21 protein-coding genes are annotated in these 26486 nt (G+C 62.1%); 8 read left to right on the top strand and 13 right to left on the bottom strand.

Annotation, left to right across the window (positions count from 1 at the left end; all coding sequences use genetic code 11):
• Positions 1 to 28: 28 nt before the first annotated feature.
• Positions 29 to 1063 carry an ABC transporter substrate-binding protein gene (locus P3G66_RS11310; RefSeq protein WP_276116548.1) on the bottom strand — a complete coding sequence of 345 codons (1035 nt, stop codon included), beginning with the start codon at positions 1061 to 1063 and terminating at the stop codon, positions 29 to 31.
• A gap of 250 nt (positions 1064 to 1313) precedes the next feature.
• Between P3G66_RS11310 and P3G66_RS11305 the strand changes: the two genes are divergently transcribed.
• Entirely contained in the window at positions 1314 to 2246 is a 933-nt protein-coding gene (locus P3G66_RS11305) for a tyrosine-protein phosphatase (RefSeq protein WP_054781000.1), read from the top strand.
• Positions 2247 to 2342: 96 nt separating this feature from the next.
• Here P3G66_RS11305 and P3G66_RS11300 read toward each other — a convergent pair whose 3' ends face one another.
• The 3 genes from P3G66_RS11300 to fepB form a co-directional block, all read right to left on the bottom strand.
• Complete coding sequence (locus P3G66_RS11300; protein WP_003945911.1) at positions 2343 to 3005, bottom strand: response regulator transcription factor; 663 nt, start codon at positions 3003 to 3005, stop codon at positions 2343 to 2345.
• The gene (locus tag P3G66_RS11295) at positions 3002 to 4315 is read right to left on the bottom strand and encodes a histidine kinase (protein ID WP_276116546.1); all 1314 of its coding nucleotides are present in this window, start codon (positions 4313 to 4315) and stop codon (positions 3002 to 3004) included. The genes P3G66_RS11300 and P3G66_RS11295 overlap by 4 nt, the downstream gene beginning before the upstream one ends.
• A gap of 111 nt (positions 4316 to 4426) precedes the next feature.
• Positions 4427 to 5422 (bottom strand): Fe2+-enterobactin ABC transporter substrate-binding protein, encoded by a 996-nt coding sequence (gene fepB, locus P3G66_RS11290; protein ID WP_037132295.1) that lies wholly within the window; start codon positions 5420 to 5422, stop codon positions 4427 to 4429.
• Between the two features lie 66 nt (positions 5423 to 5488).
• On the opposite strand from fepB, the gene fes reads away from it, so the two are divergent.
• A complete protein-coding gene (gene fes, locus P3G66_RS11285; RefSeq protein ID WP_070162186.1) occupies positions 5489 to 6724 on the top strand; it encodes an enterochelin esterase in 1236 nt (411 codons plus the stop codon).
• A gap of 13 nt (positions 6725 to 6737) precedes the next feature.
• Here fes and P3G66_RS11280 read toward each other — a convergent pair whose 3' ends face one another.
• From P3G66_RS11280 to P3G66_RS11260, 5 genes are all read right to left on the bottom strand, one after another.
• The gene (locus tag P3G66_RS11280) at positions 6738 to 8126 is read right to left on the bottom strand and encodes a DUF1254 domain-containing protein (RefSeq protein ID WP_276116544.1); all 1389 of its coding nucleotides are present in this window, start codon (positions 8124 to 8126) and stop codon (positions 6738 to 6740) included.
• 55 nt (positions 8127 to 8181) lie between these two features.
• Positions 8182 to 8595 (bottom strand): HIT family protein, encoded by a 414-nt coding sequence (locus P3G66_RS11275; protein ID WP_042920316.1) that lies wholly within the window; start codon positions 8593 to 8595, stop codon positions 8182 to 8184.
• 66 nt (positions 8596 to 8661) lie between these two features.
• Positions 8662 to 10083: an adenylosuccinate lyase gene (gene purB, locus P3G66_RS11270; protein ID WP_276116543.1), complete on the bottom strand. Its 1422-nt coding sequence runs from the start codon at positions 10081 to 10083 to the stop codon at positions 8662 to 8664.
• Between the two features lie 55 nt (positions 10084 to 10138).
• A complete protein-coding gene (locus P3G66_RS11265; RefSeq protein WP_003945736.1) occupies positions 10139 to 10744 on the bottom strand; it encodes a TetR family transcriptional regulator in 606 nt (201 codons plus the stop codon).
• A 64-nt stretch (positions 10745 to 10808) separates the two neighbouring features.
• Positions 10809 to 11969: a pyridoxal phosphate-dependent aminotransferase gene (locus tag P3G66_RS11260; protein ID WP_037132442.1), complete on the bottom strand. Its 1161-nt coding sequence runs from the start codon at positions 11967 to 11969 to the stop codon at positions 10809 to 10811.
• A gap of 162 nt (positions 11970 to 12131) precedes the next feature.
• On the opposite strand from P3G66_RS11260, the gene P3G66_RS11255 reads away from it, so the two are divergent.
• From P3G66_RS11255 to P3G66_RS11240, 4 genes are all read left to right on the top strand, one after another.
• Positions 12132 to 13742 (top strand): ABC transporter substrate-binding protein, encoded by a 1611-nt coding sequence (locus tag P3G66_RS11255; protein ID WP_276116542.1) that lies wholly within the window; start codon positions 12132 to 12134, stop codon positions 13740 to 13742.
• Positions 13743 to 13796: 54 nt separating this feature from the next.
• Positions 13797 to 17165 carry a serine hydrolase gene (locus P3G66_RS11250; protein ID WP_218749169.1) on the top strand — a complete coding sequence of 1123 codons (3369 nt, stop codon included), beginning with the start codon at positions 13797 to 13799 and terminating at the stop codon, positions 17163 to 17165.
• A gap of 20 nt (positions 17166 to 17185) precedes the next feature.
• A complete protein-coding gene (locus tag P3G66_RS11245; RefSeq protein WP_007734413.1) occupies positions 17186 to 18583 on the top strand; it encodes a serine hydrolase domain-containing protein in 1398 nt (465 codons plus the stop codon).
• Positions 18584 to 18670: 87 nt separating this feature from the next.
• Positions 18671 to 20059, top strand: coding sequence for a HAMP domain-containing sensor histidine kinase (locus tag P3G66_RS11240; protein WP_208689855.1), 1389 nt, complete (start codon positions 18671 to 18673; stop codon positions 20057 to 20059).
• Positions 20060 to 20062: 3 nt separating this feature from the next.
• On the opposite strand, the gene P3G66_RS11235 is transcribed toward P3G66_RS11240, so the two are convergent.
• Entirely contained in the window at positions 20063 to 20737 is a 675-nt protein-coding gene (locus tag P3G66_RS11235) for a response regulator transcription factor (RefSeq protein ID WP_037132434.1), read from the bottom strand.
• A gap of 117 nt (positions 20738 to 20854) precedes the next feature.
• Here P3G66_RS11235 and P3G66_RS11230 point away from each other — a divergent pair, with 117 nt between their 5' ends.
• A complete protein-coding gene (locus tag P3G66_RS11230) occupies positions 20855 to 21688 on the top strand; it encodes a phosphatase PAP2 family protein (protein ID WP_207624134.1) in 834 nt (277 codons plus the stop codon).
• Here P3G66_RS11230 and P3G66_RS11225 read toward each other — a convergent pair.
• On the bottom strand, positions 21624 to 22706 hold the full coding sequence (locus tag P3G66_RS11225; RefSeq protein WP_231917208.1) for an ABC transporter substrate-binding protein: 1083 nt from the start codon (positions 22704 to 22706) through the stop codon (positions 21624 to 21626). The two genes, P3G66_RS11230 and P3G66_RS11225, sit on opposite strands and share 65 nt — an antisense overlap.
• Before the next feature lie 42 nt (positions 22707 to 22748).
• On the opposite strand from P3G66_RS11225, the gene P3G66_RS11220 reads away from it, so the two are divergent.
• Entirely contained in the window at positions 22749 to 23261 is a 513-nt protein-coding gene (locus P3G66_RS11220; RefSeq protein ID WP_231917207.1) for a MarR family winged helix-turn-helix transcriptional regulator, read from the top strand.
• Positions 23262 to 23335: 74 nt separating this feature from the next.
• Here the strand turns inward: P3G66_RS11220 and P3G66_RS11215 are convergent, their stop codons facing one another.
• Together P3G66_RS11215 and purD are read right to left on the bottom strand one after the other, a co-directional pair.
• Positions 23336 to 24904, bottom strand: coding sequence for a GMC oxidoreductase (locus P3G66_RS11215; RefSeq protein WP_197487702.1), 1569 nt, complete (start codon positions 24902 to 24904; stop codon positions 23336 to 23338).
• 242 nt (positions 24905 to 25146) lie between these two features.
• Positions 25147 to 26403 (bottom strand): phosphoribosylamine--glycine ligase, encoded by a 1257-nt coding sequence (purD, locus tag P3G66_RS11210; protein WP_007734401.1) that lies wholly within the window; start codon positions 26401 to 26403, stop codon positions 25147 to 25149.
• Positions 26404 to 26486: the final 83 nt, after the last annotated feature.

Here is a 26486-nt window from a genome sequence, read left to right as displayed (position 1 = left end):
GCGAGAGGCCACCGTCACAGTCGATGAACTACTGGTTTGCGGGCAGCTTCGACAGGCCCTCGTCGATCGAATCCAGCGTCAGAAGAGCCGTCTGATAGGTCGCGGCCAGCGAATGCTGGACCTGGACGACGTTGCCGGCCTTCACTGCGGGCAATTCCTTCCACAGCTCGGAATTGACCAGCTCCTGCAACTGCGGAGACATCGAGCCGTCGGCGTTGAGGCCGTAGACGATCACGTCGACATTTCCGAGATTTTCGCCGATCTTCTCGATGGATACCTGTTCGACATGGATGTCGGCAGGGTCTGCGGGGGTGCCGGGGAACTGCAGTCCGAGTCCGTCGAAGAGATTGGTCGTGTACGAAGACGCGTACTCGCGTGAGAAGGTGCCGGCCTCCGGCTTGCAGACGTTGCACACGCCGCCGAAGGTCAACGAGCCGAGCTTGTCCTTGTACTTCGCGGCCAGTTCGGCGGTTTTGGCGTCGTAGTCGTCCTTGAACTCGCCGTAGGTGTCGGAGACATTCGCGGCATCGGCGAACTGCTCGCCCAGCACTCGCCAATCAGCAGGAACCGTCGGTCCCAGGAAGACGACGGGAGCGGCCGCCTCGAGCTGCGCCATGTCCAGCTGGCTTTCGACTCGAGCGGGAACACCCATGATGATCAGATCGGGCTCGGCAGCGACGATTCCCTCGTAGTTGAGCTGGGAGACGTTGCCGTCGGGCGCGACCTTCGGCAGAGCTTCGTAAGCGGCCTTGGTCTTGTCGTCCATGTTGCCGAGTTCACGGGTCCACTCGCATACTGCTGCCAGGTTCGCTCCCGCCTGAATCAGCAGCAGAACTGCGTATCCGCAGGCCACGATCCGCTGCGGGTCGCTCGGGATCTCGATGGATCCGTTCTGCGCCTCGAAGACACGGGTCTGCGAGCTCGCGGCTGTCGTCGACGATTCGGACGACGCCTCCTCGGAGTTGCTACAGCCGGCGACGCCGACCGCCAGCGCAGCTGCTGCGCCGATCACCACTGCGCGGCGAAACCGCGACAGACCTTGAACCCGCATGTTGAACTCCATCTGAACGCACCGGACTGCTCCGGAATTGATTTGGTGAGGCTAACCAATATCAGGGCACTGGACCTTTACACAAACAAAGGTCCCGAGGAATGAACTGCGCCTCCCGAGCCGCCCACGCTCACAGCAGCACGCCTCCCACTGAGAGGGAGCAAAGCAAGATTCCTCTCGAATCGGACACGCGAACTCGCTACCTTGCCTTCGCGATACCTCATCGACTCGCCACTCTCTCCGCTCGACGAAGGGCTCACACATGTCCCGATCCACCCGTACCTGCTCACTACGGTCTGCCGCGGCCATTGCGTTGACCAGTAGCTTTCTCATCACCGGTTTCGGCGCCTCGATCGCGCAGGCCGAACCTGGCCCCTCGGCTCCGCTGTTCGGCTCGCTGGATTTCGGATCCAGCAACTTCGGCAGTTCCGAGCAGACCCCAGATGCGCCGCGGCTGACCGGGATCGACAATTTCCGCGACGTCGCAGGCACCGGCGCCGGATACTCGGGAACTTTCGGCCTGCCCGTGAACAAGGGAGTCTTCTACCGCGCGAACGCGATCACGCCCAAGGGCGATGACATGAGCAATCTCGAAAAGCTGGGACTGACAAAGGTTTACGATCTGCGCACGGAACCCGAGATCGCCAGTAAGCCCGATGTCTTGCCCGACGGGGTTGCGTACGAGAACATTCCGATCCTGTCCGGGAACATCGCCGAGATGATCGCGAAGATCAAGTCCCCCGAGGACTCACGATCGATGATGCAGGACATGAACCGCGCCTTCGTCACCGGAGCGACGGAGCGAGCCGGGTTCGCGCAGTTGCTCACGGGTCTCGCGGAAACCGAAGGTGCACAGGTCTTCCACTGCACCGCAGGCAAAGACCGCACCGGCTGGACGTCGTTTCTGCTGCTGAGTATCGCCGGTGTCGACCGCTCGGTGATCATGAACGACTACTTGCTGACCAACGAGTACACAGCCGAAGGCATGAAGGCCACGCGCGCGGGCATCGCGGCGAGCCTGGGCGAACAGATGGCCGTCAACATGGAGCCTCTGTTGGGTGTCGAGGCAAGCTATCTCGATGCCGGTCTCGCCCAGTTGGACCAGACCTACGGGTCGGTCGATCGGTACCTGACCGAGGGCCTGGGTCTGAGCCCGGCGACTGTCATGACGCTCAAAGCCAAACTGCTGGGCTGAGTGGCACGGATGCCCCGGGTTCGACGAGGGATCGGACCCGGGGCACGTGTACTTCTATGCCCGTGCCGCGGCGGATGCGCCGCAGCGTCCCGTGCGTCAGCGCGATACGGCGATCACGTTGTTTCGGTACGCCCAGATGACGATCTGCACACGGGTACGCACCTGCAGCTTCTTGCAGATGTTGCTGATGTGCGACTTCACCGTGCTCTGTTCGAGGCTGAGGGAATCTGCGATGTCGTTGTTTCCCAAGCCTTGTGACAGCAACTGCACCACATCCATCTCACGCGCACTGAGACCGTGATCCGATCCGGAGCGCGCCGTGGACATCGGTGCCGGCTTGCGCCTCGCGAACTCCACGATCAGTCTCGACGTCAATCTCGGCGAGAGCACCGAACCACCTTCGGCCACGGTCAACACTGCCGACGAGAGCTCTTCGGGATCGGCGTCTTTGAGCAAGAACCCTGCGGCACCGCTGTCGAGCGCCTCGAAAACGTACTCGTCGAGATCGAACGTGGTGATCACGATGACGCGGGTCCCGGGAAACTCGGCAAGGACCTCCCGGGTCGCAGTCAACCCGTCGCCATGCGGCATTCGGATATCCATCAGCACGACGTCCGGACGCAGTGCACGCACCTGCTCGTACGCCTCGACTCCCGTCTTGGCATGCCCGACGACGCGAATCTCGGGGTGACCGGAGAGAAACAGCTCGAACCCCTGCCGTACCACCTGCTGGTCGTCTGCAATAAGGACATCGATCATGCGTTGATCCTCCCGTTCACCGGCACCAGTGCCTGCACAGCCCACTCACCTTCCGAATTCGGTCCGGCGTCCAGTTGACCACCCATGAGCGTCGCGCGTTCGCGCATTCCCACAATTCCGAGGCTTTGCCCGTCGGAGGCCGGGCGAGCATTCCCGAGAGTATTGACCACCCGTACCCTCACCGCACCGGCTTCTCGACTCAGACACACCTTGGACTCGCTACCCGGCGCATGGCGAAGGACGTTCGACAACGCCTCCTGCACGATGCGGTAACACGTCAACTGGACTCCGCTGTCCAGGTCGTCGAAGCGGCCGACCTTCTCCAGCGAGATCGACGAGATGGTGCGCCTGCAGTCGTCCACCAACTCGTCGATGTCGGAGACCATGGGCGTCGGGAAATCGGGGTCTTCCTCACCCAGGCGAAGTATCCCCACAATCTGCCGCAAGCTGTTGAGGGCCCGCTGTCCCTGCTCGATGACGCCACCCAGAAGGGCTTGCGCTTGTTCGGGATTGCTCGAGAAGAACTTGTCGGCGGCACGAGCCTGGATGATCATGCCCGTCATGTGGTGGGCAGCGACGTCGTGCAGTTCACGTGCCATGTCCTGCCGTTCGGCGACAACGGCATTCGCGATCTTGCGTTCGCGGTCCCGGTGCAGATCCGCTACTGCCTGACTGTTCTCCACTGCTTGTTTTCGCAGGCGCGCGACGATCTTTCCCATGGCTGCGACGACCAGAAAACTCGTGACGGTGTTTGCCGCCGGTTCGAGGAACAAGTGAGGCAACTCCCCCACCTGAACCTCGGCGACCGTCAGCCCGTCCCGTTCGGTGAGATACATCGCCAAGATCACGTCCATCGCCATTCCGAGGACCAGCAGTCCGACCAGGCGCATGCCTGTCACTCGGATGGACACTGCCATGATCGCGAACCAGAAAAGCGGCGTGGCCCCCAGCGATCGACTGCCGAGGAAGAGCATCAATCCGCCGGATCCTGCCAACGTCAGGAGGTAGTACGCGATCGGGTACCGCCGGCGCGCACACGCCACAACGGTCAACACCGTCAGGAAACCCATGATGCCGACGACGGTTCCCGGATCGCTCAGCACTCGATTGCTCGTCTCGGGTTCAGTCTTGAGACTGGCGAGACCGAACACCCACGGCACACTCAGCAGGCCGACGATCACGGCCGCCGTGGCCGGGTTGTTCAGGTTGAAACGTCCCCACCCTCGCGATGCCAGGGCTTGCCCCGGGGCATTCTGACCAGCCGAGTCGAACATCCACTCCCCATTCCGCATCCGATGATTGACGTTCATGGTGGCATGCGCGCACCACTTGGTCCCACATTCGGCGAACGTGAAGGGAATGTTCGATTCCCGACTCCTACCAAAGCACTAGTTGAAGGTGAAAGGCCTAGTACTTATGGCTCAGCTGAACTGCTCGACCAACCGGTTCACCATGTTGGTTGCGCTGTAGTAGTCGAGACGGAAGGTGTCCAGACCCACGGCATAGACGTGGTGATCACGAATTGCCGGATGCTGGGCCAACAGTGGAAGTGCCTCGACCGCCTTCACCGCACCGTCGTCGGCACTGACCAAGATCAGGGTGTTGCCCGCGATACCGTCGTAGAGGTTCTCCGCCGAGACCTGAATGATGTCCTTGCGCTTACCCATGGATTCACTGCTCTTCGCGGACTCGGGAATGTCGGCGACCGTGAAACCCATCGCCGTGAGCAACTTCGCCTGCCCCGACTCGTGCGTCCAGATGTTGGCACCGCTGCCGTCCTCGTAGTAGACCAGCGCAGTGGTCGGCTGCGGGGGAAGTGTGATCTTGGCCTTCGCGGCCTCTACTGCGCTGTCGAACTTCGCGACCGTGGCCGCCGCGTTGTCTTCGAGACCTGTCGCCTTACCCAGCACAGCGGCGACTTCCTGCCAACTACTTCCGCCGTAGTCCACCACGATTGTCGGCGCGATGGCCGTGAACTGTTCGTACAGATCGACGACGGAGTCACCTCCAGTTGCCGAGACGACGATCAGGTCCGGGTTCTGCGCCAGAACGGATTCCGCGTTCGCACCGCCCATCGGCAACACTGCAAGTCCGCGTTCTTCTGCTATGTCGCCCCACTGTGTGAACAACCCCTGCGCATCCGAGACGTCGGTGTTCGGTCCCGTCGATGCGGTAGCCACCACCGGAGCGTCGATCGACAACAGCGTGCCCGTCAGCGTCACACTGGTCGAGACGATCCTCTCCGGCTTCGACGTGATCTCCACCGGCCCCTTCGGCGTTTCCACGGTACGCGGCCAATTACCCTGCGATGCAGCTGAGTCAGCATCGGAATCGGCATCCGCAGAACTACAACCGACGAGGGCGAACCCTGCCACCAAGACTGCGGAGAGCACCTTCAGGGTGCGTGATTTTTTCATTGTGACGCCCACTGGCGGACCACTCCTCGAATTCAAAAGCCCATCAAATTAGGTTAGGCTGTGCTCATGCTAACTCAGGCGGTGACCGAATTGTCCGCTACCCTCGCAGCCTCGCCCGACATCGAGACGTCCTGGAATCGGATAGTGCAACAAGGAACGCCGATCATCGAAAGCATTGATACACAGACTGTTCGAGTTACGTTCCTCTGGCGTCAGCCCGAGGAGACCGAGGTCGAGCGCGTTTACCTGGATGCAAATTCGCTGACCGACCATCACGCAGAACAACTCAGCGTGATGCAGCGACTCGGCGACAGTCCGGTGTGGTTCTACACCGCCGAAGTCTCGAACACCTGGCGTAGCAGTTACAGCATCATCCCGGTACCGAAGTCCGTAGTCGACGAGTTCGACTATCCGGGAGCAGGCAAGGAAGACTCGACCCGCCGCACCCGCTGGTTGGGGTTGCTCGAGCACCGAATTGCCGACCCACTCAATCCGCTTTCCGCAGGTGTGGACACAAGGCGTTCCGTCGCCGAGATGCCCTCGGCGCCGGTCCAGTTCGGTTGGGATGCTCCAGTTTTCAGGAAGTCGATACAGCTCACCTGGGCTAGTTCGACTTTGGACGTCGAGCGGCCGGTGTGGATCTACGAGACCGTGGACGACGGATTGACACCGCTCGAAGAACGGCCGCTCGTGATACTTCTCGACGGGCGTCACTGGGCCGAGGTCATGCCGGCAGGCGCCGCGTTCGATCGTGCGGTCCAGACCGGCAAACTGAAATCCTGCGTTCTGCTGGCCATCGATTCCGTTGACAATCAACGCCGTTCGCAGGAATTGCCGTGCAACCGCGACTACTGGAGTGCAGTCGTCGACGAACTGCTTCCGCAGGTGCGCGCCGTCACACCCTTCTCGTCTGATCGAACGCGAACGGTGGTCTCGGGGCAGAGCTTCGGCGGCCTGGCTTCGATGTTCGCAGCACTCGAATTCCCCGAACACTTCGCGCTGGTCGCCAGCGGGTCCGGTTCGTTCTGGTGGCCAACCGGATTGAAGCGCGGGGAAGACGGCCCGCCGGGTGGAGACATAGCCGCACGGATCGAGCGCGACGGCGTACCGGACGGTTTACGCGTTGTCCTCGAAGTAGGTAAGCACGAGTCCGACATGGTCGGGCACAGCGCAGCGGTCGCACAGGCACTGAAGGCCGCAGGAGCGCAAGTATCGTGTCGGATCTTCGACGGCGGCCACGACTGGTTGTGCTGGCGCAGTGTCCTTCTGGACTCCGTTGTCGAACTGATCGGCAGTCCGTGAGACAGACCACGCTCTAGGCCGGCTCGATGTCACCAAGCTTCCAAGTCCGATCGAAATACGGTTCGAGCGGTCCGTAGAAGCGGAAGTACGAGAACCAGTGCTGACCCGCAATGGTCTGAACCCAATTGGGTTCCTTCCCTACCGGAGCTGTAGGTCCGTAGTAGAGATCCACCGAACCGTCCTCGTTGACAACAAGATCGGGATCTCGCGAGCCACGGTCGCCTCGGCCCTGCTGGTTGTCGACAAGGCAGCGTGTGTCGACCGAGTAGACCGTCGCGGACCAGAACAACTTTGCCGGGACATCGGCGGGTACGTGGAGTGTGTAACTCTTTCCTCCGTCCAACCAGTGCCCCTCGGCGTCGGCGTAGCTACCCAGATATGCCTGCCCGAGTCCGGGCGTCGTACTCTTCATCGCCTCGGAGAAGGTGACCGCCTCGTAGAACCACGACGCGCGTTCGTAGAACTCGTCGTAGTTGTCCCCTCGCTGAGCTGAGTTGTCCAGGACAATCGCCAAGTCCCACTGGCGATCCGGCCAGTAGCGCGAACCGGGGAAGCGTTTGACGAACGCATTCGCCTGGGCGAACACCTCCCCCACTTCGACGGCCCGTTGCAAGATCTTTCTCACTCGATCATCCGGGGCGAAGGGCTTGCCCTTCTCAATCCCCAGCTGCCGAAGCCACGCCATCGGGAAGCGGTCGCGCTCTTCGACAGGTTCGTCCTGCACGATGTCGTGAAGGAGTTCCCAGTATCGAAGGTCTCGCGGCTGAATTCCGCTCCAGGGCTTGCCGTCCGGTGAGACCAGACGCGTCGGAGTCGGGTTCTCACGATCGGAGTACGGGTACACCCGGACGGCGTCGACCAACGCGTCCGAGCGCGCCGGGTCGGGATCGAGCGTGCGGAAGCCGAACATGATGTGCATCATCGGGGAGTGGACAACGGTGTAATCGCCTGTGTCCTCGGCACTCTGGCCTGGGCCGACTACCAGGGTCTTGCCACCCTTGCCTGCATCGGGGCCCATCTCACCGAGCACCGCGAATTCTCGTTGCCAGAAATCTGCGATGCCCCCGGCGGTCGGCCCTGGCGGCAATTCGATCACCAACGGCCCCGGTGCACCGAGATCGAAAAAGTTCAAGATGTACGGAGTCGTCGCGTTGGCGGTGATCAGGCCTAGTCGGTCACGATATGAGCGGTAGACGACGATATCGGAGGCAGTTGCTCCGAAGATGTTGGTATGCACGTCCATCCACTGAGCCCAGGACACGATGGGTATGGCCCACAAGTACGCCTGCACTGCTGTTTGGAAGTCGAGCTCGTCGAAGACCGTTGCGATGGTTTCGCGAGCGGGAAGCTCTCCGTCCCTCGGGACAAGTCCGCAGGAATACGTCAGTTCGATGTCGGCCATACCCAGATGGTGCTGGGAGAAACCTCGGCGCGAATCACCCACACCGGGTGAACCTCTAGTTCAGTGCGCCTCGAATGACGGCAGCCGTGCTGTCGAGGATTGTCCGATTGGGCGTACGAGGTAGGGCGCGCAGGCCGAAGCCGTCGCCGCGATTTCGCGGAATGACATGCAGATGAACATGGAAGACTTCCTGCCCCGCAACAGCTCCGTCGGAGAGGTGCAGATTCACTCCGTCGACGGGAAGAGATCCGGTACGCATCGCCGCGGCGATCTTCTGCGCGACGGCGAAGATCCTGGCACCGTCGTCGGGATCGAGCGTGGACAATCCACTGGCGTGGCGCTTCGGCACGACCAGGAGATGGCCGGATGTGAACGGCCGAATATCCATGAAGGCAAGAACGTTCGCATCGTCGTAGACGACACTGGCCTCGGCCTCACCGGCGATGATGGAACAGAAGATGCAGTCCATGGTCTCCGGCCCCTGTGCGCCTTTTCGGTAGTGGTGACCACCGAAAAGGCGCACGGGGCGTAGCCCTTACAGAATCGGCGACGGCGCGTACGCCGCAGCTTCGGGGTTGGCGTCGACAAGTTTCTGCACCTCGGCGACAACGGCATCGACCTGAGCCGAAGCGGCACCGACAAAAGCAGCCTTGTCGGCCAGGGCCTCGTCGAGTGCAACGCGGTCGAGCGGCAAACGGTCGTCGGCGGCAAGGCGATCGAGCAGGTCGGGCTCCTTGCCCTCTTCACGCATCGCCAGCGCAACTGCGACGGCATTCTCCTTGATCGCCTCGTGTGCGGTCTCGCGTCCGACGCCGGCGCGGACGGCGGCCATGAGCACGCGCGTCGTGGCGAGGAACGGCAGATACCTGGTCAGTTCCTTCTCGATGACGGCCGGGTACGCGCCCATCTCGATCAGCACGGTCAGGAAGGTCTCGAACATGCCGTCGATCGCGAAGAACGCGTCCGGAAGCGCGACGCGGCGCACGACGGAGCAGAAGACGTCGCCCTCGTTCCACTGCGCACCCGCAAGCTCGGCTGCCATGGAGCCGTATCCGCGCAGGATCACCTGAAGTCCGTTGACTCGCTCGCACGAGCGGGTGTTCATCTTGTGCGGCATCGCCGAGCTGCCGACCTGGCCGGGCTGGAAGCCTTCGGTGACCAACTCGTGGCCGGCCATCAGGCGGAGCGTGTGTGCAAACGACGACGGTCCCGCGCCGACCTGAACGAGCGCGGAGATGACGTCGTGGTCGAGGGAACGCGGGTACACCTGGCCGACGCTGGTCAACACGTGAGCGAATCCGAGGTGCTCCGCAACCTTCGCTTCGAGCTGCTCGAGTTTGGCCGCATCGCCGTCGAGGAGGTCGAGCATGTCCTGAGCGGTCCCCATCGGGCCCTTGATCCCACGAAGCGGGTACCGGTCGATCAGCTGGCGCAGACGCGTCAGTGCAACCAGCAGCTCGTCGGCGGCCGAAGCGAAACGCTTGCCCAAGGTGGTGGCCTGAGCTGCGACGTTGTGCGAGCGGCCGGCCATAACGATGGACGAGTACTCGGCGGCGCGCTCACCCAGACGGGCGGCGACGGCGATGCCGTGGTTGTAGACATGTTCGAGAGAACGCACGATCTGCAGCTGCTCGACGTTCTCGGTGAGGTCGCGGCTGGTCATGCCCTTGTGGACCTGCTCGTGCCCGGCGAGTGCGTTGAATTCCTCGATGCGTGCCTTCACGTCGTGGCGGGTGACCCGCTCGCGGTCCGCGATGGACTCGAGGTCGACGTTGTCGATGACACGCTCGTAGTCGTCGATGGCGTCGGCCGGAATGTCGATGCCCAGCTCTGCCTGCGCACGCAACACCGCCACCCACAATTGACGCTCGAGCACGATCTTGTACTCGGGAGACCACAGAGCGACGAGCTCCGGGCTGGCGTAGCGGTTGGCAAGGACATTCGGGATGCGGCTCACGAGGCCTCAGTCTAACGGGGGCCAAGCAGTGCCGTTACCCCCGATAGAGACCGAGCTAGACCGGCGGCGCCATCACGTCGATCGATTCCAAGAGCATTCCCCTGGCCAACCCCCGTGGGTCCGGGTCGTACTCCCCCAGAGCCGTGATCATCGCACCGTCGACCATCGCGACGAGACGGCGCAATTGCCCCTCGGGAGCCGACCGGCCCGAGCGTCGAAGCGCATCGGTCAACAGGTCGTCGAGCTGGGCTCGTAGCCGCAACTGCACGTCACGAAGTGCGGGATGACGAGCACACGCGACGAATCGTTCGTAGCGCGAGATCAAACGCTCGCGGCTCTCCGGCCGCTTCTCTTCGTCTCCGAGCAGCAGCTCGACCAACAGTTCGACGGTTGATTCCGCGCCCCGCCGACGTTGGGTCACCGCAGCCACTCTGGCGCGCATCGCTTCCATGTCGGCGTTGCCGTTGAGCTCGACGGCACACGCGATCAGATCGTCGAGTGAGTCGAAGTAATAGGTCGTCGAAGCCAGTGGAAGGTCAGCTCTGGTTGCCACCGCTCGGTGACGAACGGCGTCGAACCCGCCCTCCAGCAAAAGTTCAGCAGCGGACGCCACCAGAGCTTGGCGACGTCGTTCGCCCTTGGGCGTAGCTGCAGAAGACACCACGACATCGTGCCAGCAGAGGGCACCTCCGCATGGCGAAACAGCTCGAAGACCCTGCTGTTTGTTACCCGAGCCACTTCTCGAGGCGGGCCAGTGCCTCCTGGATGTCGGCTGTCGCACCCGCGAACGAGAGTCTGACCATCCGGTTTCCGTGGACGGTGTCGAAATCGATTCCGGGTGCCAGCGCGACCCCGGTATCTGTCAGCAACCGGGCACACCACGCGGTGGCGCCCTCGTCGCCACACAGATGGCCGATGTCCGCGTAGACGTAGAACGCACCGTCGGCGGGAGCCAACTCGGTGATGCCCAGTTTCGGCAACCCGGTCAACAACAGTTCACGATTGACGGCGTACCGCTGAACGTGCCCGTCCAACTCGACCTTCGCCTCGTCCGAGAACGCCTCGACGGCGGCGTACTGAGAGATCGCGGGCGGACACACGGTCATGTTCGACGCGAGTCTCTGCAGCGGGCGCCGAAGATAGGTCGGCACCAACATCCACCCGAGTCGCCAACCCGTCATCGAGAAGTACTTGGACACCGAGCCGATCACGACGGATTCGCGTGAGGTCTCCCAGGCGCTCGACGTGTGCTGATCGCCGTATCCGATGCCGTGGTAGATCTCGTCCGAGATCAGAAGAGTTCCGTGCTGCTCGCACCACGTCGCCAATGCAGCGAGCTCCTCGGGCGAGATCACCGTGCCCGTGGGATTTGCCGGGCTCGCGACGATCAGACCGGCAGGCGGCGACGGCAAAGCCTCGAGCATTTCCACTGTCGGCTGGTATCGAGTTGCCGGCCCGCAGTCGAGTTCGACGACGTTGCAGCCGAGAGCGGCAAGGGTATTGCGGTACGCGGGATATCCGGGTCGAGCAACCACCACGGTGTCGCCCTCGTCGAACGCGGCCAGGAAGAGCAAGGTGAACGCCCCGGACGAACCGGTCGTCACCACCACGTCTTCGGCGTCGACGGCGATTCCCGATCGCTCGCTGTGGTAGCGCGCAATAGCCTCGCGTAGCTGCAGGATCCCGAAAGTCTCGGTATACCCGAGTAGTTCGGTGCCCAGAATCTCTCGCGTCGCACGTAGCACCGGTGCCGGCGCGGGCGTCGACGGTTGACCTGCCGCCAAGGTCAGGACGTCACCATGTGTCCGCTGACGTTCGGTCGCGGCCTTCCATACATCCATGACATGGAAGGTCTGGATATCTGATCGACGAGATTCTGAGCGCACACTCCGACGGTAGTCGAACCGTGGTGCGACAAGAAACGACGACCACCCATTGTGACGATCCGACAGATTCAGGCGCTCAGCATGAGTCGATTCAACGAGACCTGGGCCACGTCCCTCGCGCAACATTGATCAACGACTTCCTTCGATCAAAAGGTGCATCAGATGAAAGCTCGCTCAGTGCCCACTGCGGCTCTGGTCACGATCGGCGTTCTCACGGTTGCCTCGTGCGGAAGCACCTCTGATCCTGGCGGCGCTTCTTCCGGCGACTACGCGAAGGACGGCAGTTTCACCACGATCGTGAACACCGATCCCGGCAACCTTCATCCCCTGATCACCAATCTGACTGCCACGCAGGCGATCAACAGCTATACGAATGACTCGTTGTTGGCCATCGACCCCAAAACCCGCGCAGCGGGCACGTATCTGGCCGAAAAATGGAGCGAGAACGGAACTTCGCTGAACTTCACCCTCAAAAAGGGGATCACGTGTGAAGACGGCACGACCTTCACTGCCCAGACAGCGGCAAACAACATCAACTGGGTCGTCGACACGACCAACGGCTCGCCGTGGTTGGGAGCATCCGTACCCGAAACTGCGGTAGCAACCGCTGATGGTGACGAGCTCACGATCAAGACAACGGAACCCGCGCCCTTCCTCCTCGAGCGCATCGGCGCTCTCAAGATGGCGTGCCAGGCAGCCCTCGACGACCCTGCCAGTGTTCGAGGCAGCAGCAACGGAACCGGACTGTTCAAGATCACCGAAGTAGTGGCCAACGATCACGTCACGCTCGAACGCCGCGACGGATACAACTGGGGGCCGAACGGCGAAACCACGTCGGACACGCTCGGAGTGCCCAAGACGGTCACGATCAAGGTCGTGACCGACGCCGCGACGACGGCGAATCTCGTCCTCACCGGAACGGTCAACGCGGCCCCGGTTGCCGGCGCGGATATCGAACGTGTGGAAGCTTCAGGCCTCGAGTCGATGACGTCCAACACCCTGAGCGGACAGTTCATCTTCAACCACAATGCGGCTCTCCCCACCAAGGACGAGGCCGTACGCACCGCACTCGTGCAGGCGATCGATCTCGACGATTACACGGACATCAACACCGGTGGCAAAGGCTCACGAGCTACGGCACTGGCAGTAGTCGATCCGCGGGCGTGTGACTTCGACAGCGTTACCGGTGTAGTTCCGAAGTTCGACATGGCCGCTGCGAAAAAGACTCTTGCGGACGCCGGTTGGAAGCCCGGATCCGACGGTGTCCTGACCAAGGACGGTCAAGCGCTGCAATTGACGGTCATCTTTGCCAACTACCGCGACACCACCTCTGCAGCAGCAGAATACGCGATGAAGCAGTGGCAGGAGCTCGGTGCGAAGGTAGAGCTTCGTGGTGGTGACAACAACTTCATCATTTCCAACACATTCGCAGCGAAAGACCTGACGTCATGGTCGATCTCGATCGGACTGACCGTCCAGAGCGATACCCCCAGCATCTTCGTTCCGTACTTCGCCGGCCCCACCCCACCGTCGGGTGTCAACTTCGCATCGATCGACAATCAAAAGTACGCCGAACTGGCGGCGAAGGCCTCGGTTCTGCCCGGGCAGGAATCCTGCTCGGTGTGGAAGGAAGCGGAACAAGCACTGTTCACCTCGTCCGACGTCATTCCGGTGTCCACGTCGCCGAACTTCATGTTCTTCAACGGCGCAACGGCCCTGTATGCACCAGTTGGCGGCACCCTGGCCGGCCCTGGCATTCGCGTTCTGAAATAAGCCGGAAGACAAAGCTTTACGTCTGCATCTATTTCTCCGATTCGAAGGATCTACATGACTGACCGTCCATTTGTTCTCGACGACCTCCACCGTGTGGTCACACCCACTGAGACCTCAATCTCTCCCGACGGCACCGTGGTCGTCTTCGTTCGCTCGGAAATTGTTGCCGGAAAGGCAACTACATCGCTCTGGGCGGTGTCCCGCGATTCCCAGGCTCGCCGCCTCACCGCAGGGCCCGCCGATTCTGCCCCTCGGTTCTCTCCGGACGGAACCTCGATTGCCTTCCTGCGTAAGGTCGGCGACTCCGCGCAGCTGCACCTGATCCCGCTCGCCGGTGGCGAGGCCGAAACTCTCACCACATCAGCATCACTCCCCCTCGGCGCCGGTGCAGCAGCCTGGAGCCCGGACGGAAATGCCATCGCGTTCGCCGCTGTGGTCTCACGCTCGGACTCCGCCGATCCGAATGCTCCCATCGTCACCGACCGACTCGGATACAAGGTGGACGGTGCCGGTTGGCTCGGCACCTTCCGTCGCCACCTTCACACCGTCGATCTGGAGACGAAGGCAGTTCGACGGCTCACCGACGGTGATTGGAATGCCGACGTTCCGTCCTGGTCGCCCGACGGCACGGCCCTTGCCTTCACCGCGAATCTCGAACCGGACAGCGATCTGAACCTCACGTTCAGCGCTTACCGCATCCTCGTCGACGATCTGTCGGTTCCCCCGCAGCGACTCGGTCATGCCACCGGAGTGCAGGGCTCCACACTGTGGCATCCGCAGGGAGATTCGGTCGTCGCCATCGGCACTCCCGAGGTCCGTGTCGGAACTGCAGACCTGATCCGGCTGTCCGTCCCCGGCCCAACCGAGACACCGGTCGACGTCACCCTCACAGCTCATCTCGATCGCAACGTGATGCCCGGTGCACCCGGTTACCCCGGCGGCACACCGGCACTGTCGAATACTCGCGACGAAATCGTGTTCTGCCTACGCGATCGTGGATGGACGCATCTGTACGCGGCCGACATCGAAACCGGCACCTCTCGATCCCTCGTCGCCAATCCCAACGAGGTCGTCTCGGCGCTCTCCGTTGCCCGTGACGCCCGCGTCGCCTCCGTCATCGTCACCACGCAGCAGTCCTTCGGCGAGATCGCACTCGTCGATCTCGACAGCGGCGCGGTCACCACGCTGACGAAATTCACCGCAGAAGCACTCCCCGAGGTGACACTGTTTGCCGCCGAGGAACGCGAGTTCACCATCTCCGACGGCCGCACCGTGCATGGTTGGTTACTGTCCGCTCCCGAAACCAGTGGTGCCGCACCCCTTCTGCTCGACATTCACGGCGGACCGCACAACGCGTGGACCGGCGTTGCAGATACCTATCACCCCGCCCACCAGGTTCTCGCCGCCCAGGGTTGGCGCATCCTGACCCTCAACCCACGTGGGTCGGACGGGTACGGCGCAGACTTCATGTACGCCGTCAACGGCGCCTGGGGTACCTCCGACCAAGCCGACTTCCTCGAGCCGATCGACGCGCTTGTCGCCGAGGGACTTGTCGACGGGGACCGTCTGGCGATCACCGGGTACAGCTACGGCGGATACAGTACGTGTCACCTGACGTCCGCGACGGATCGTTTTGCCGCTGCGGTTGCCGGCGGGCTGATCTGCGATTTCAACGCCATGGCCGGAGTCTGCGATTTCGGTCCGCACCTCGCGTCACTCGCCACCGGCACGACTGTTCCCGAGAACTCCGCGGGGCTCCTGGCAGCCTCACCGCTCGCCGCCGTGAAGAACGTGGTGACCCCGACGCTGATCCTGCACGGAAAGTCGGACGAGCGGTGCCCGCTGGGTCAAGCCGAGGCCTGGTTCGCCGCACTGCGCCAGCAGCACGTACCCACCCGTCTGGTGGCGTATCCCGGTGCAAGCCACGGGTTCCTCGTCAACGGCTCGATCTCGCACCGAATCGACTACAGCACACGACTCATCGAATGGGTCAAGCGATACACCTCCGCGAAGCTGCCCAAGACCGGCCTGGCCAACGCGTCTGCCGGAGCCGACGCGTGGAAGCGTTCGCTGGACGTACTGTGTGAGCGTTACGGCGTCACCGGTGCTCAATTCGGTATTCTCACACTCGATTCCAACGGCAAGGAAATCACCCGTACGACGGTGGCTTCCGGCGTGATCAATGCAGACACCGGGGTCGAGGTATCCACCGACTCCCTGTTCCAGATCGGATCCATCACCAAGGTATGGACCGCGATGCTGGTCATGCAGCTTGTCGACGAAGGCTTGCTCGACCTGGACGCGACCGTCCGGTCGATCCTGCCCGATTTCGCACTGCAGGACGAGGAAACAGCTGCCCGCATCACGGTTCGCGCACTTCTGAACCATCGCAACGGAATCGACGGTGACCTGTTCATCGACAAGGGTCGCGGCGACGACGTCGTCGAACGCTACGTCGAGGGCCTGCGTGACTTCCGTCAGGTTCATCCACTCGAGGACGGCTTCGCGTACTCGAACTCCGCGTACGTCCTTGCAGCTCGTATCGTCGAGGTTCTTCGCGGCGGCATCTGGGACGACATCCTCAAGGAGCGGATCATCGATCCGCTCGGCCTCGCGCACACACTCACGTTGACCGGAGATACACCGAGATACTCTGTGGCAGCGGGTCATACGGGGAACTCCGTCGTGATGCCCGTCTGGCCGATCACCCGCTCGATGGGGCCCGCCGGCTGCATCACTGCCAGCATCGGAGATCTACTCACGTTCGCGGAACTCGGTCTTCTCGAAGGACAGAGCGTCGACGGCGTACGGATCGTGTCGGAAAAATCGGCCGCCGCGATGCGCACACCGGAAATCGACATCAGTGAACTGTTCCCGGACAAGTCGGGTTGGGGCTTGGGCTGGTTCCACGAAACCTGGTCGAGCGAAGAGATTTTCGGGCACGACGGCAGCACCATCGGGCAACACGCATATCTGCGTATCTTCCCCCGCCACAATGTCGCGATCGCACTGCTGACCAGCGGCGGCAAGGCCGACGGCCTCTACCGTGATCTCTTCACCGAAGCCGCGGCCGCGTTGGTCGGACTCGAACCTCCGCAAGCCCTCGCCCCGAACCCCGCGAGTGTGGAGTCGATTCCGGATTCGGTTCTGGGAAAGTACAGCTCGGGCGGGATAGCAATCGAGTTCCGTCGTGGAGAGTCCGCTGACGAGGCCGTGATCACCGTCATCGGCGACGTAATCCCGAATCCCGAGGAAGACGAAACAGCTCCGAAGAAGCCTGCAACGGTAGCCACTCTCGTACCGTCGCAGATCCCGGGGACCTGGACCACCCGTCAACCCGGGGCCGCCGGTTGGACGACGGTACGGCCGCACCGAGACGGAGTGTACGTCGGATTCCGCTTCCTACCACGGGTTAACGCGTGACGATGACCGATACACATACGATGACGGAAACACAGAACGCCGAAACACAGAACGCCAGCGAACTCGAGGAATCAAAGATGCAAGAACAGCTTCAAGAACTCGTCGATCAGTGGAGGGTCGAGGCAAACATCCCCGGCGTCTCGGTCGGCATCGTTCACGGCGACAAGGACATCGTCGTCACCAGTGGCATCGAGAGCGTCGAAACCCAACTCCCGGTCACCGACAAGACGATGTTCATGATCGGCTCCACCACAAAGGTGTTCGCCGCAACAGCCGCGATGGCACTCGTCGAGGACGGCCTACTCGATCTCGACACCCCTTTGGTCGAGTACGTCCCCGAACTGACCTTCGCCGACGAAACAGCCACGCGCACAGTCACGATGCGTCACCTCCTCACCCACACCGGCGGATTCACCGGCGACGCGGGCCTCTCGGCAGGCTGGGGCGAAGACGCCCTGGGACGCTCGGTTTCACGGCTGAACGAACTGCGACAAGAATTTCCCGTCGGAGAAGTCTTCTCCTACAGCAACTCCGGATTCGTTCTCGCCGGACATGTCGTGGCCAAGATCAGCGGACTGACCTTCGAAGAGCTGGTCAAGCAGCGCGTGCTCGACCCCCTCGAAATGAAGAACTCGGCCTTCCTGCCCTGGGACGTGATGACCCACCGGTTCGCACTCGGTCACTACATCCGCGACGGTGTGCCGTTCGTGTCCAACGAAACCGGACTGGACCGCGGCATGATCCCTTGCGGCGGAATGTGGTCCTCGGTGCGAGACCAACTCGTCTGGGCACGTTACGCACTGTCTGGCGAACACCCCGGCGAAGGACAGCCACTCGACGAGTCCACCCGGTTGTTGATGCAGAAGCCGCAGCGTCCCGCCGCGATGATGTTCGAAGAAGTCGGCCTGGGATGGCTGTTGACTCGATACGGAACCACACAGGTAGTCCGGCACGGCGGAAACGTGAGCAACCTCCAGGTCTCCGAGTTCATGACAGTGCCCGAGAAGAACTTCGCCGTCACCGTGCTGACCAACGCCCTCGGCGGCGGAATCGGCAAGAAGATCGTCGACTGGTGCATGGCCAACCTCACTGAACTACCCACGCCGGCATCCCTGGACGTGGTCGAGCCCGAACCCGCTGCCGTCGACGCAGTCCTGGGCAAGTATCAGGCCGGCTCACTGACGATGACCGTCGCCCCCGGTGACGAGGGAATCGGCATCCGGATGGGCAGCGCGCAGGATCTCGGTGAATACGAGGACATCGTCTGGCCGCCGGCAATCCCGATCGCCTTCCTCAACGACCGTGACTTCGCTGCTCGCGCCGACACCACCCGGGCGTTGGGCCGCTTCGTCACCGACGACACCGGTCGCGCCGTGATGCTCGAATTCGGCGGCCGCACCGCCAAGCGAGTGGCCTGATCCTCTAGACGGGTGACGCGGTCCGATTACGGGACCGCGTCACCCGTCTTCGTAAATGCACAGCCGAGAAGGTACAGACTGGACGCCATGAACTTCATCGGCGAGTCGATTCTGCACCCCTCCCGGTGGAGCGTGCGTGCCCGTTCGACCGTGGCTTCGACACTCGTGATCGCCTTCTGCCTGGTGATCGCCGGGCTTGCACTGGTTTTCGTGCTGGCAAACTCCCTGCATCTGTCCGCGCTGAACAGCTCCGACGCTCGCGCCACGCAATTGGTCCAGCAGCTCAACGGAAAGAATCCGGCCGATCTCGACCCTTCGCTTCTGTCCACAGACAGTCAGATCGGAATCGTGCAGATCGTCGACGCCGATCACCGAATAGTCGCCCAATCACCGGGAACCGACAGCGACCTCCTGTCCGAACGTTTTCTCGGCCCTGACGAGTCGGACGCTCTCGGAAGGGTCAAGAAGTCCGACGACGAGGACTACTGGCTGATCGGGCGAGGCGCTCAGACGCCGACCGGACCAGTCACCGTCTTCGTCGGCGCCGACCGCGAACCGGTTGAAACCGTGGTGACGACCGTTGCCGTTCTGCTGGCCATAGTCGGACCTCTGGTCCTGGGGCTGGCAGCGTTTGCCACCTACCGCCTTGTCGGTTCGGCCCTCGCTCCCGTCGAACGCATCCGCGCTCGGGTAGCGTCGATTTCGAGTGGGCGTCAAGGTGAACGAGTGCCTGTCCCGTCAGGGAACGACGAGATAGCCCGACTGGCAACAACAATGAACGACATGCTGGCGCGCCTCGACGAAGGTGCGCTGGCCCAGCAACGATTTGTCAGCGATGCCTCACACGAGTTACGCAGTCCGCTTTCGACGATCACGACGGCCCTCGAACTGGCACACCGACGCCCGGATCTCCTCGACGACGCGTTGATCGAAGACGCACTACTTCCCGAGGCGCGCCGAATGCGGCAGTTGATCGAAGACCTGTTGATTCTCGCGCGCTCTGACGAAAGCGAACTCGAAAAGTTCGGCGTCGTCGTCGACGTCGACCTCGATGACATCTTGTTCGCCGAGCAGAAAAGGATCGACGGTATCTCCGCAGTTACGGTCGCCGCTGCCGTGGCTCCGGTTCGGGTCTCCGGAGACCCGAGAGCATTGACGCGGATGGTGCGAAACCTCGTGGACAATGCAGTGCGGCATGCGGAGACCCTCGTGTATCTGGAGTGCTCCGAAGCCGGAAACGAAGCCCACATCGTGATCGAGGACGACGGGCCCGGAATCCCTGAAGCAGAACGCGAACGAATCTTCGGACGCTTCGTCCGCCTGGACCAGCCGCGGTCGAGGCAGGGAGGCGGGTCCGGACTTGGACTCGCCATCGCGTCGGAAATAGTTGCGGCGCACCACGGAACCATTTCCGTCAGCGAGAGGGCGGGCGGTGGAAGTCGATTCGAGGTGACGATTCCGGTACCGAACGACTGAAGATCAGGCAGTGCCGACAAAGCGGTACCCGACGCCTCGGACCGTTTCGATGCTCTGAGTTCCGAACGGGAGGTCGAGCTTCTTACGAAGGTAACCGATATACACCTCGACGATGTTCTCGTCACCTTCGTAGTTGGTGTCCCAGACAGAGCGAACGATCTCGGTCTTCGTGACCACCACACCATTGTTGCGCATCAAGAATTCGAGAACGCTGTACTCCCTTGGCGTCAGGGTCAATTCGATTCCCGCTCTGCTCACCTGATGTTTGGCCGGGTCGAGGGACAGGTCTCCAACGGAGAGTATCGCCGGACGTTGTGGAGCGCCGCGACGCACCAGTGCGCGCAGCCGAGCGAGAAGCACGACAAACGAGAATGGCTTGACCAGGTAGTCGTCGGCGCCGAGATCGAATGCATCAGCCAGGTCGTATTCGCCGTCCTTTGCCGAGAGCATGAGGATCGGCGTCCAGATCTCCCGGGCGCGTAGATCCCGCACGATGTCGTACCCGTGTTTGCCCGGCAACATGATGTCGAGAACGATCACGTCGAATTCGTCACTGCACGCAGTCGCGAATCCGTCGTCACCGTTGAGTTCGACGGCGGTCACGAATCCCTCGGCCACCAATCCCCGCCGGATCGTCTCGGCCAGGCGCACTTCGTCTTCGACCACCAGTACTCGCACCACCGGCCCCGTTTCGTCGCCACGCAGTTGTTCGGATGCACCCAGTAGAGCAGACGGTAGACCCAGAGCCGAGTTCCGTTCAGCGTTTCTTCAGCTTCGGCTCGTCACACTGCATTCATGCCTGCAACTGTGTCGACCGTGCGAAACGTGGTCACCGAAGTCCTGACCGAGAGCACCACCGCAGAGATCGCGGTTGCCGCAATCGTGGTGGCCGCAGCTCTGTTCGCGTTCGGTTCGATCTACCGAGCTTCCGGCGTTCGGTCTACAGCCCTTCGCACGTGCGGACTCGTGCTTGCACTGGTGACGCTGTCGATCCAGGTGTATGGAAGCGGGTGGTTGACGAGCTTCGACGGGCCGGTGACCGACTGGATGGTCGATCATCGGAGCGGCGCCCTGAACCAGATCGCGGTCGCCGTCACAGATCTCGGTAGCCCGGTCGCCACCGCGCTACTCGGGATCACCTGCGGAGTGCTCATCTCATGGCGAGCGCGTTCGGTCGTTCCGGGCTTGATCGTGATCGGAACCGTTGGCGGGGCGGCGGTCGCCAGCACGGTAATCAAAGCGCTCGTCGGTCGCGAACGTCCGCCGACCAACATCCAGGTTCTTCTCGAGACCGGCCACTCGTTCCCCTCCGGTCACGTGACGGGCACAGCAGCGCTGTTCGGCATTGCCGTTCTCGTTGTGAGCGTCGACCGAACACCGGCCGTCAAACGCCTTCTGATGCTCCTCGCCGTGACGGTCACCGTCGTCGTCGCGCTGACTCGCCTCTACTTGGGTGCGCACTGGCTCACCGACGTCATCGCCGGAGCTATTCTCGCGACGCTTGCAGTCACGGTGGGTGGAGCCCTCTTCCGATTCGTCGGCACTCACAACCAAGCTGAATCGACTACTGCTGCAATGCGCTCTGCAGAACCTTCAGCACTTCACGAGCCGCAGTCGGCCCGGTATTGAGGTAAAAGACGTCATCGTCAACAGCGACGGCGTGGTTGGCGACCACACCACGTAACTGCGCCCACAACGGCGCGTTCGTCAATGTCGCCGGGTCCCCGCCCTGCACGCCGTAGAAGATCCAGTCGGCGTCCGCCACGTTCAACTCTTCTTCACTGATGTCTCGGGAAGTGTCGTCGAACTGCTGCGACTGCGGACGGGTCAAGCCGGCATCCTCGGCGATACTGCCGGTGAACGAAGGAATACCGAAGATGCGCAGACGATTTCCGTTCTGGCGCGTGAACGACACCGTCGGCGGCGACGAGAGGGAAGCACCGAGGGCCGCGGCATCGGTATTGAAGGTATCCAGCAGTACCGTCGCCTGCTGCGTCTTACCTACCCCGTCGGCAACCAGCAGGAAGTCCTGCTTCCAGTAGACGCCGGTTCCCTGTGTTGCCACCGTGGGTGCGATGGCAGAAAGCTGGTCGTACAGCGAATCAGCGTCCTTTCCTGCAACATTCATCAAGATCAGGTCAGGATCGAGCGTGACGATCGCTTCGAAATTCGGTGTGAAGCGTCCACCTGCGTCAACGACATCACTTAGCTGAGTACGGAATTCGGGGTATGCAGACAACAAGTACGGAGGCACCAGGTCCGCACCGTCACCACGCGTCGAACCTGCGGGCACGACACCGAGCGACAGGAGAGCATCTGCTTGCCCGGTCGAGATGACGACAACCTTTTCGGGCTGCGATTCGATCGTGGTGTCCCCTTTGAAGTGTGAGACGGTACGAGGGAACTCGCCGTCCGACTTTCCGCTCCCCATTCCAACCGGGACTTCTCGCGGAGCGACAAACGCAGAGTCCGCCGGAGCCGACGCACTGATCTCGGCATCTGTGGGCGAGGCGTCCTCGCTCGAGCAGCCACTGAGAGCTGCCACCAATGTCAGTGCGCCGATCAGCATTACACTGCGTGACTTCTTTCGAAAATTCATGATCGTGTCCCGTACGTCGTGAAGCATGACAGCTTCATCTTCCGTCATGGTTAGGTGACCCTACCCTTTGAAGAACTGTAAACTATATCTGTGTCAGATACAGTTCCAGGGCGTGGATCACACGAGGTCGATCGCTACTCCGATCGCGTGCCCACCGCGGAAGAAGCATCGAGATCACTCATCGCTGCGGCGTTCGAATTGCGTCGAGCGCTGCGGGAATACATGGATACGTCGGGTACCGACGCGACTCTGCCAGAGGCACAATCCGAAGTACTTCACGATGTCGCACACCATCCGGGCACTCGCATCGGGGCCGTGGCCGATCGCCTCTCCAGACGCCCGAACACCGTCAGCACGCTGGTGCGCATCCTCTCCGACAAAGACCTGATCGAGCGGCGACCCGATCCCACGGACGGCCGAGTGAGCACACTTTTCGTGAAGGACGAGCGAAGCGCGCGACGAGACCGTCGATCCGAACTACGCATCGGCGTTCTCGCCGAAGAATTGGCGGCCCTCGACGAGGGCGACCTCGACACATTGACCACTGCCGTCGGTATCCTCGACCGAGTCAATCGATCATTGCGAGATCACGCACCGCGATGACACTCCGGGACATACAGAAGCGGTGCGGTGCAGCACCTGCCGCACCGCACCGCACCTGCTGACGAGTTACCGCCCTAGTTCATGTCGTTCGCAATGATGTTCTCGATATTCCGTTCGGCCAGAGCGGTGATGGTGACGAACGGATTGACTCCCACATTGCCCGGTACGAGGGATCCGTCCATGACGTACAGACCCGGGTACTCCGGCAGACGACCGTAACCGTCGGTCGCCTTGCCGAGCACACAACCGCCGAGGGGGTGGTACGTCAACTGATCGCCCCACGTCTGCGTCGGGCCGAAGAGGTCGGTCCGGTAGATCGTGCCTTCCTTCTTGTTGATCTTGTCGAAGAGCTTCTTCGCCATGTCGATCGACGGCTGGTTCTGCGAGCGCTGCCAGTTCAATCCGACCTTGCCTGTTGCCGAGTTGAATTGGAACTGAGCACGTTGCGGATTCTTGGCAATCGCCAAGTACAGGCTGACCCACAGTTCGGTACCGGCCGGGAAGGGTGCGATTTCCGCAAAGACGGGAGCGGATGTGTCGGCCCAGTTGTCGATACCCATCACGGGGATCGCCGACTGCTTCGCACCGGTGGCGTCCCACATGTGATTGGCGCGGCCCACCATCACGTTGCCGTTGTGACCCCATTCCTGTCCAACTGCACCCGGCAAATTCGCCAGCTGCCCTTGCGCTTTCATCGCGACCAGGAGCTTGCTGGTCCCGATACTGCCGGCCGCGAAGAAGACCTTGTCCGCCGTCACTGTCTTGGTGCCGACGGTATTGCCCTGCTCGTTGATCTGGTTCATCACCACTTGATAGCCACCGCCGGTCGCGGCCGGGGAAACCGAGGTCACGACGTGCAGAGCTGAAATGGTGAGCTTGCCGGTGGCGGATGCCGCAGCGAGGTACGTCTTGTCCAGAGATTTCTTTCCGGCATTGTTGCCGTAGATGACCTCACTGACCAGAGCGGACTTGGTGACCTGGCCGGCAGCTTCTTGCTTCATGTAGTTGAAGTCGTAGACATTCGGCACGAACGTTGTTGTGTAACCGGATCTCTCAGCGGTCTTTCGCCCCGTCCGCGCGAACTTGTAGTACTCGGTCGATTCGAACCAGGCCGGGTCGATGTTGTTGACTCCGAGCGCAGCGTTCGCGCGCGGGAAATACGTCGAGTACATCTCGTTGGAATCGACACCGGGCAGGATCTCTTCGAAATAGTTACGCTTGGGTGTGACGGCCATACCGCCGTTGACCAGCGACCCACCGCCGACCCCTCGGCCCTGGTAGACCTTGATCCCGCCGAAGTCCTCGGCGTCGAGAACACCGACGTAGCGGCTGATGTTCTTGTCCACCGAGCCGCCGGAGAAGTGTGAAACCGGTTGAACTGTACGGTCTCTGAGCCAGAAGGACCGACCGTCGGGCGAGAGCATCGGGCAGAAGATCTTGCCGTCGGACCCTGGTGTGGTCCACGACTTCCCCATCTCGACCATGTGCGTGTCGATACCGGCCTGTGTCAGGCGAAGTGCCGCAACGGCACCGCCGTATCCACTGCCGATCACGAGCGCGGGGACACGGTCTCCGTCGTTCAATGCTCGTCTGGGCGCAGCGGCCGCCGTGGTCCACGAGGACGAGAGTGCGGCGGCCCCCACAGCTAATCCTGTTGCTGCCAAGAAGTTTCTACGCGAGAGCGTGGAATTGGTACGTGCGTGCCGTTCGTTGGATCCAGCGCGAATGCTCAAGTGTGCCCTTCTCTTTCCGTGACCCCCGCGCTGAGATATACCGGGAGAAACCGAACGAGAAGTCCATACTCGTGGGTAACTTCAAGGAACCGTTGATTTTCCATGAAAAGGGCCGATGAACAGAAAGTTCACCGGCCCTCCGAAAGAACGAGTCAGGGAATTGAGATACGACCTTCGACGGCGCCGAGCCCGATGTCCTTGCGGAAATGACCGCCGGGAAGCTTGACGTCGGCGATCTTTGCGTAGGCGTCGTCGCGAGCTTCGGTCAGATCCTTGCCCACTCCGACAACACTCAGCACACGCCCGCCGGCCGAGACGACGGCACCGTCTTCACGCTTCTTGGTACCGGCGTGCAGGACTCCGTCGGCGTCGGCTCCGGTGATCACGTCGCCGGTGCGTGGGGTTGACGGGTAGTTCTCCGCGGCAATCACGACCGTGACAGCGGAACCGTCGCGCCACTGCAACGGACCGACCGAATCGAGTGTTCCGGTCGAGGCCGCATTGAGTAGACCGCCCAGCGGCGTTTCGAGGAGAGCAAGCACGGCCTGAGTTTCGGGGTCACCGAACCGGCAGTTGAATTCGACGACGGCCGGGCCGTCGACACCGATCGCCAGACCGGCGTAGAGAAGGCCGGAGAAACTGCTACCGCGCGCGACCAACTCGGCAGCGACAGGCTTGACGACGTCGTCGACGATCTGCGTGACCATCTCGTCGGGCAGCCACGGCAATGGGGTGTACGCGCCCATGCCGCCGGTGTTGGGTCCGGAGTCTCCGTCGCCTACTCGCTTGTGGTCCTGTGCCGGGAGCAGCGGGATCACGGTTTCGCCGTCGACGAGGCAGAAGAGCGAAACTTCCGGACCGTCGAGGAAGGACTCGAGGAGAACCGGGTGTCCGGTCTCGAGCAGTTCTGCGGCATGATCGCGCGCGGCGAGACGATCCGTCGTGACGACTACGCCCTTACCCGCGGCCAATCCGTCGTCCTTGACCACCCAGTTGGGACCGAAGCGGTCGAGTGCTTCGTCGAGCTTGGCCGGATTGTCGACGATCTCGCTGTGAGCGGTCTTGACGCCGGCGACAGCCATCACGTCCTTGGCGAAAGCCTTCGATCCCTCGATGCGGGCGGCGTCGGCCGAAGGCCCGAAGCAGGCGATACCTGCTGCGCGCACCGCGTCTGCGACACCGAGGACCAGCGGAACCTCGGGTCCGATGACGACGAGGTCGGCTTCGACCTTCTGGGCCAGCGCGGTAACCGCGTCACCCGAAGCGACGTCGATGGGGTGCTGCTCGGCGATTTTTGCGATCCCGGCATTGCCAGGCGCGCAGATCAGGGCCGTGACACCTGGATCGCGAGCAAGAGAGAGAAGGAGGGCATGTTCACGGGCTCCGGAGCCGATTACTAGTACGCGCACGGGGAACAGACTACGGCCTGCGATAACAGCGCTCTCGGAGTGCCACTGGCGGGGCCAAGGTCCCAGCGTTCGGCCTTTGTGCG

The organism is Rhodococcus sp. C3V (assembly GCF_029269915.1).
Lineage (GTDB): Bacteria > Actinomycetota > Actinomycetes > Mycobacteriales > Mycobacteriaceae > Rhodococcus_F > Rhodococcus_F qingshengii.
Note: the sequence above shows the minus strand (reverse complement) of the source record. Positions and strands in the feature narration are given on the sequence as shown.

What these genes read in the sequence shown, in the direction of transcription:
- fepB (WP_037132295.1), bottom strand. Translation starts at nt 5,422, where the DNA reads ATGAAAAAATCACGCACCCTGAAGGTGCTCTCCGCAGTCTTGGTGGCA.
- P3G66_RS11225 (WP_231917208.1), bottom strand. Translation starts at nt 22,706, where the DNA reads ATGACGGAAGATGAAGCTGTCATGCTTCACGACGTACGGGACACGATC.
- P3G66_RS11240 (WP_208689855.1), top strand. Translation starts at nt 18,671, where the DNA reads ATGAACTTCATCGGCGAGTCGATTCTGCACCCCTCCCGGTGGAGCGTG.
- P3G66_RS11280 (WP_276116544.1), bottom strand. Translation starts at nt 8,126, where the DNA reads ATGGCCGACATCGAACTGACGTATTCCTGCGGACTTGTCCCGAGGGAC.
- P3G66_RS11305 (WP_054781000.1), top strand. Translation starts at nt 1,314, where the DNA reads ATGTCCCGATCCACCCGTACCTGCTCACTACGGTCTGCCGCGGCCATT.
- P3G66_RS11300 (WP_003945911.1), bottom strand. Translation starts at nt 3,005, where the DNA reads ATGATCGATGTCCTTATTGCAGACGACCAGCAGGTGGTACGGCAGGGG.
- P3G66_RS11295 (WP_276116546.1), bottom strand. Translation starts at nt 4,315, where the DNA reads ATGAACGTCAATCATCGGATGCGGAATGGGGAGTGGATGTTCGACTCG.
- fes (WP_070162186.1), top strand. Translation starts at nt 5,489, where the DNA reads ATGCTAACTCAGGCGGTGACCGAATTGTCCGCTACCCTCGCAGCCTCG.
- P3G66_RS11245 (WP_007734413.1), top strand. Translation starts at nt 17,186, where the DNA reads ATGACGGAAACACAGAACGCCGAAACACAGAACGCCAGCGAACTCGAG.
- P3G66_RS11275 (WP_042920316.1), bottom strand. Translation starts at nt 8,595, where the DNA reads ATGGACTGCATCTTCTGTTCCATCATCGCCGGTGAGGCCGAGGCCAGT.
- P3G66_RS11250 (WP_218749169.1), top strand. Translation starts at nt 13,797, where the DNA reads ATGACTGACCGTCCATTTGTTCTCGACGACCTCCACCGTGTGGTCACA.
- P3G66_RS11230 (WP_207624134.1), top strand. Translation starts at nt 20,855, where the DNA reads ATGCCTGCAACTGTGTCGACCGTGCGAAACGTGGTCACCGAAGTCCTG.
- P3G66_RS11255 (WP_276116542.1), top strand. Translation starts at nt 12,132, where the DNA reads ATGAAAGCTCGCTCAGTGCCCACTGCGGCTCTGGTCACGATCGGCGTT.
- P3G66_RS11310 (WP_276116548.1), bottom strand. Translation starts at nt 1,063, where the DNA reads ATGGAGTTCAACATGCGGGTTCAAGGTCTGTCGCGGTTTCGCCGCGCA.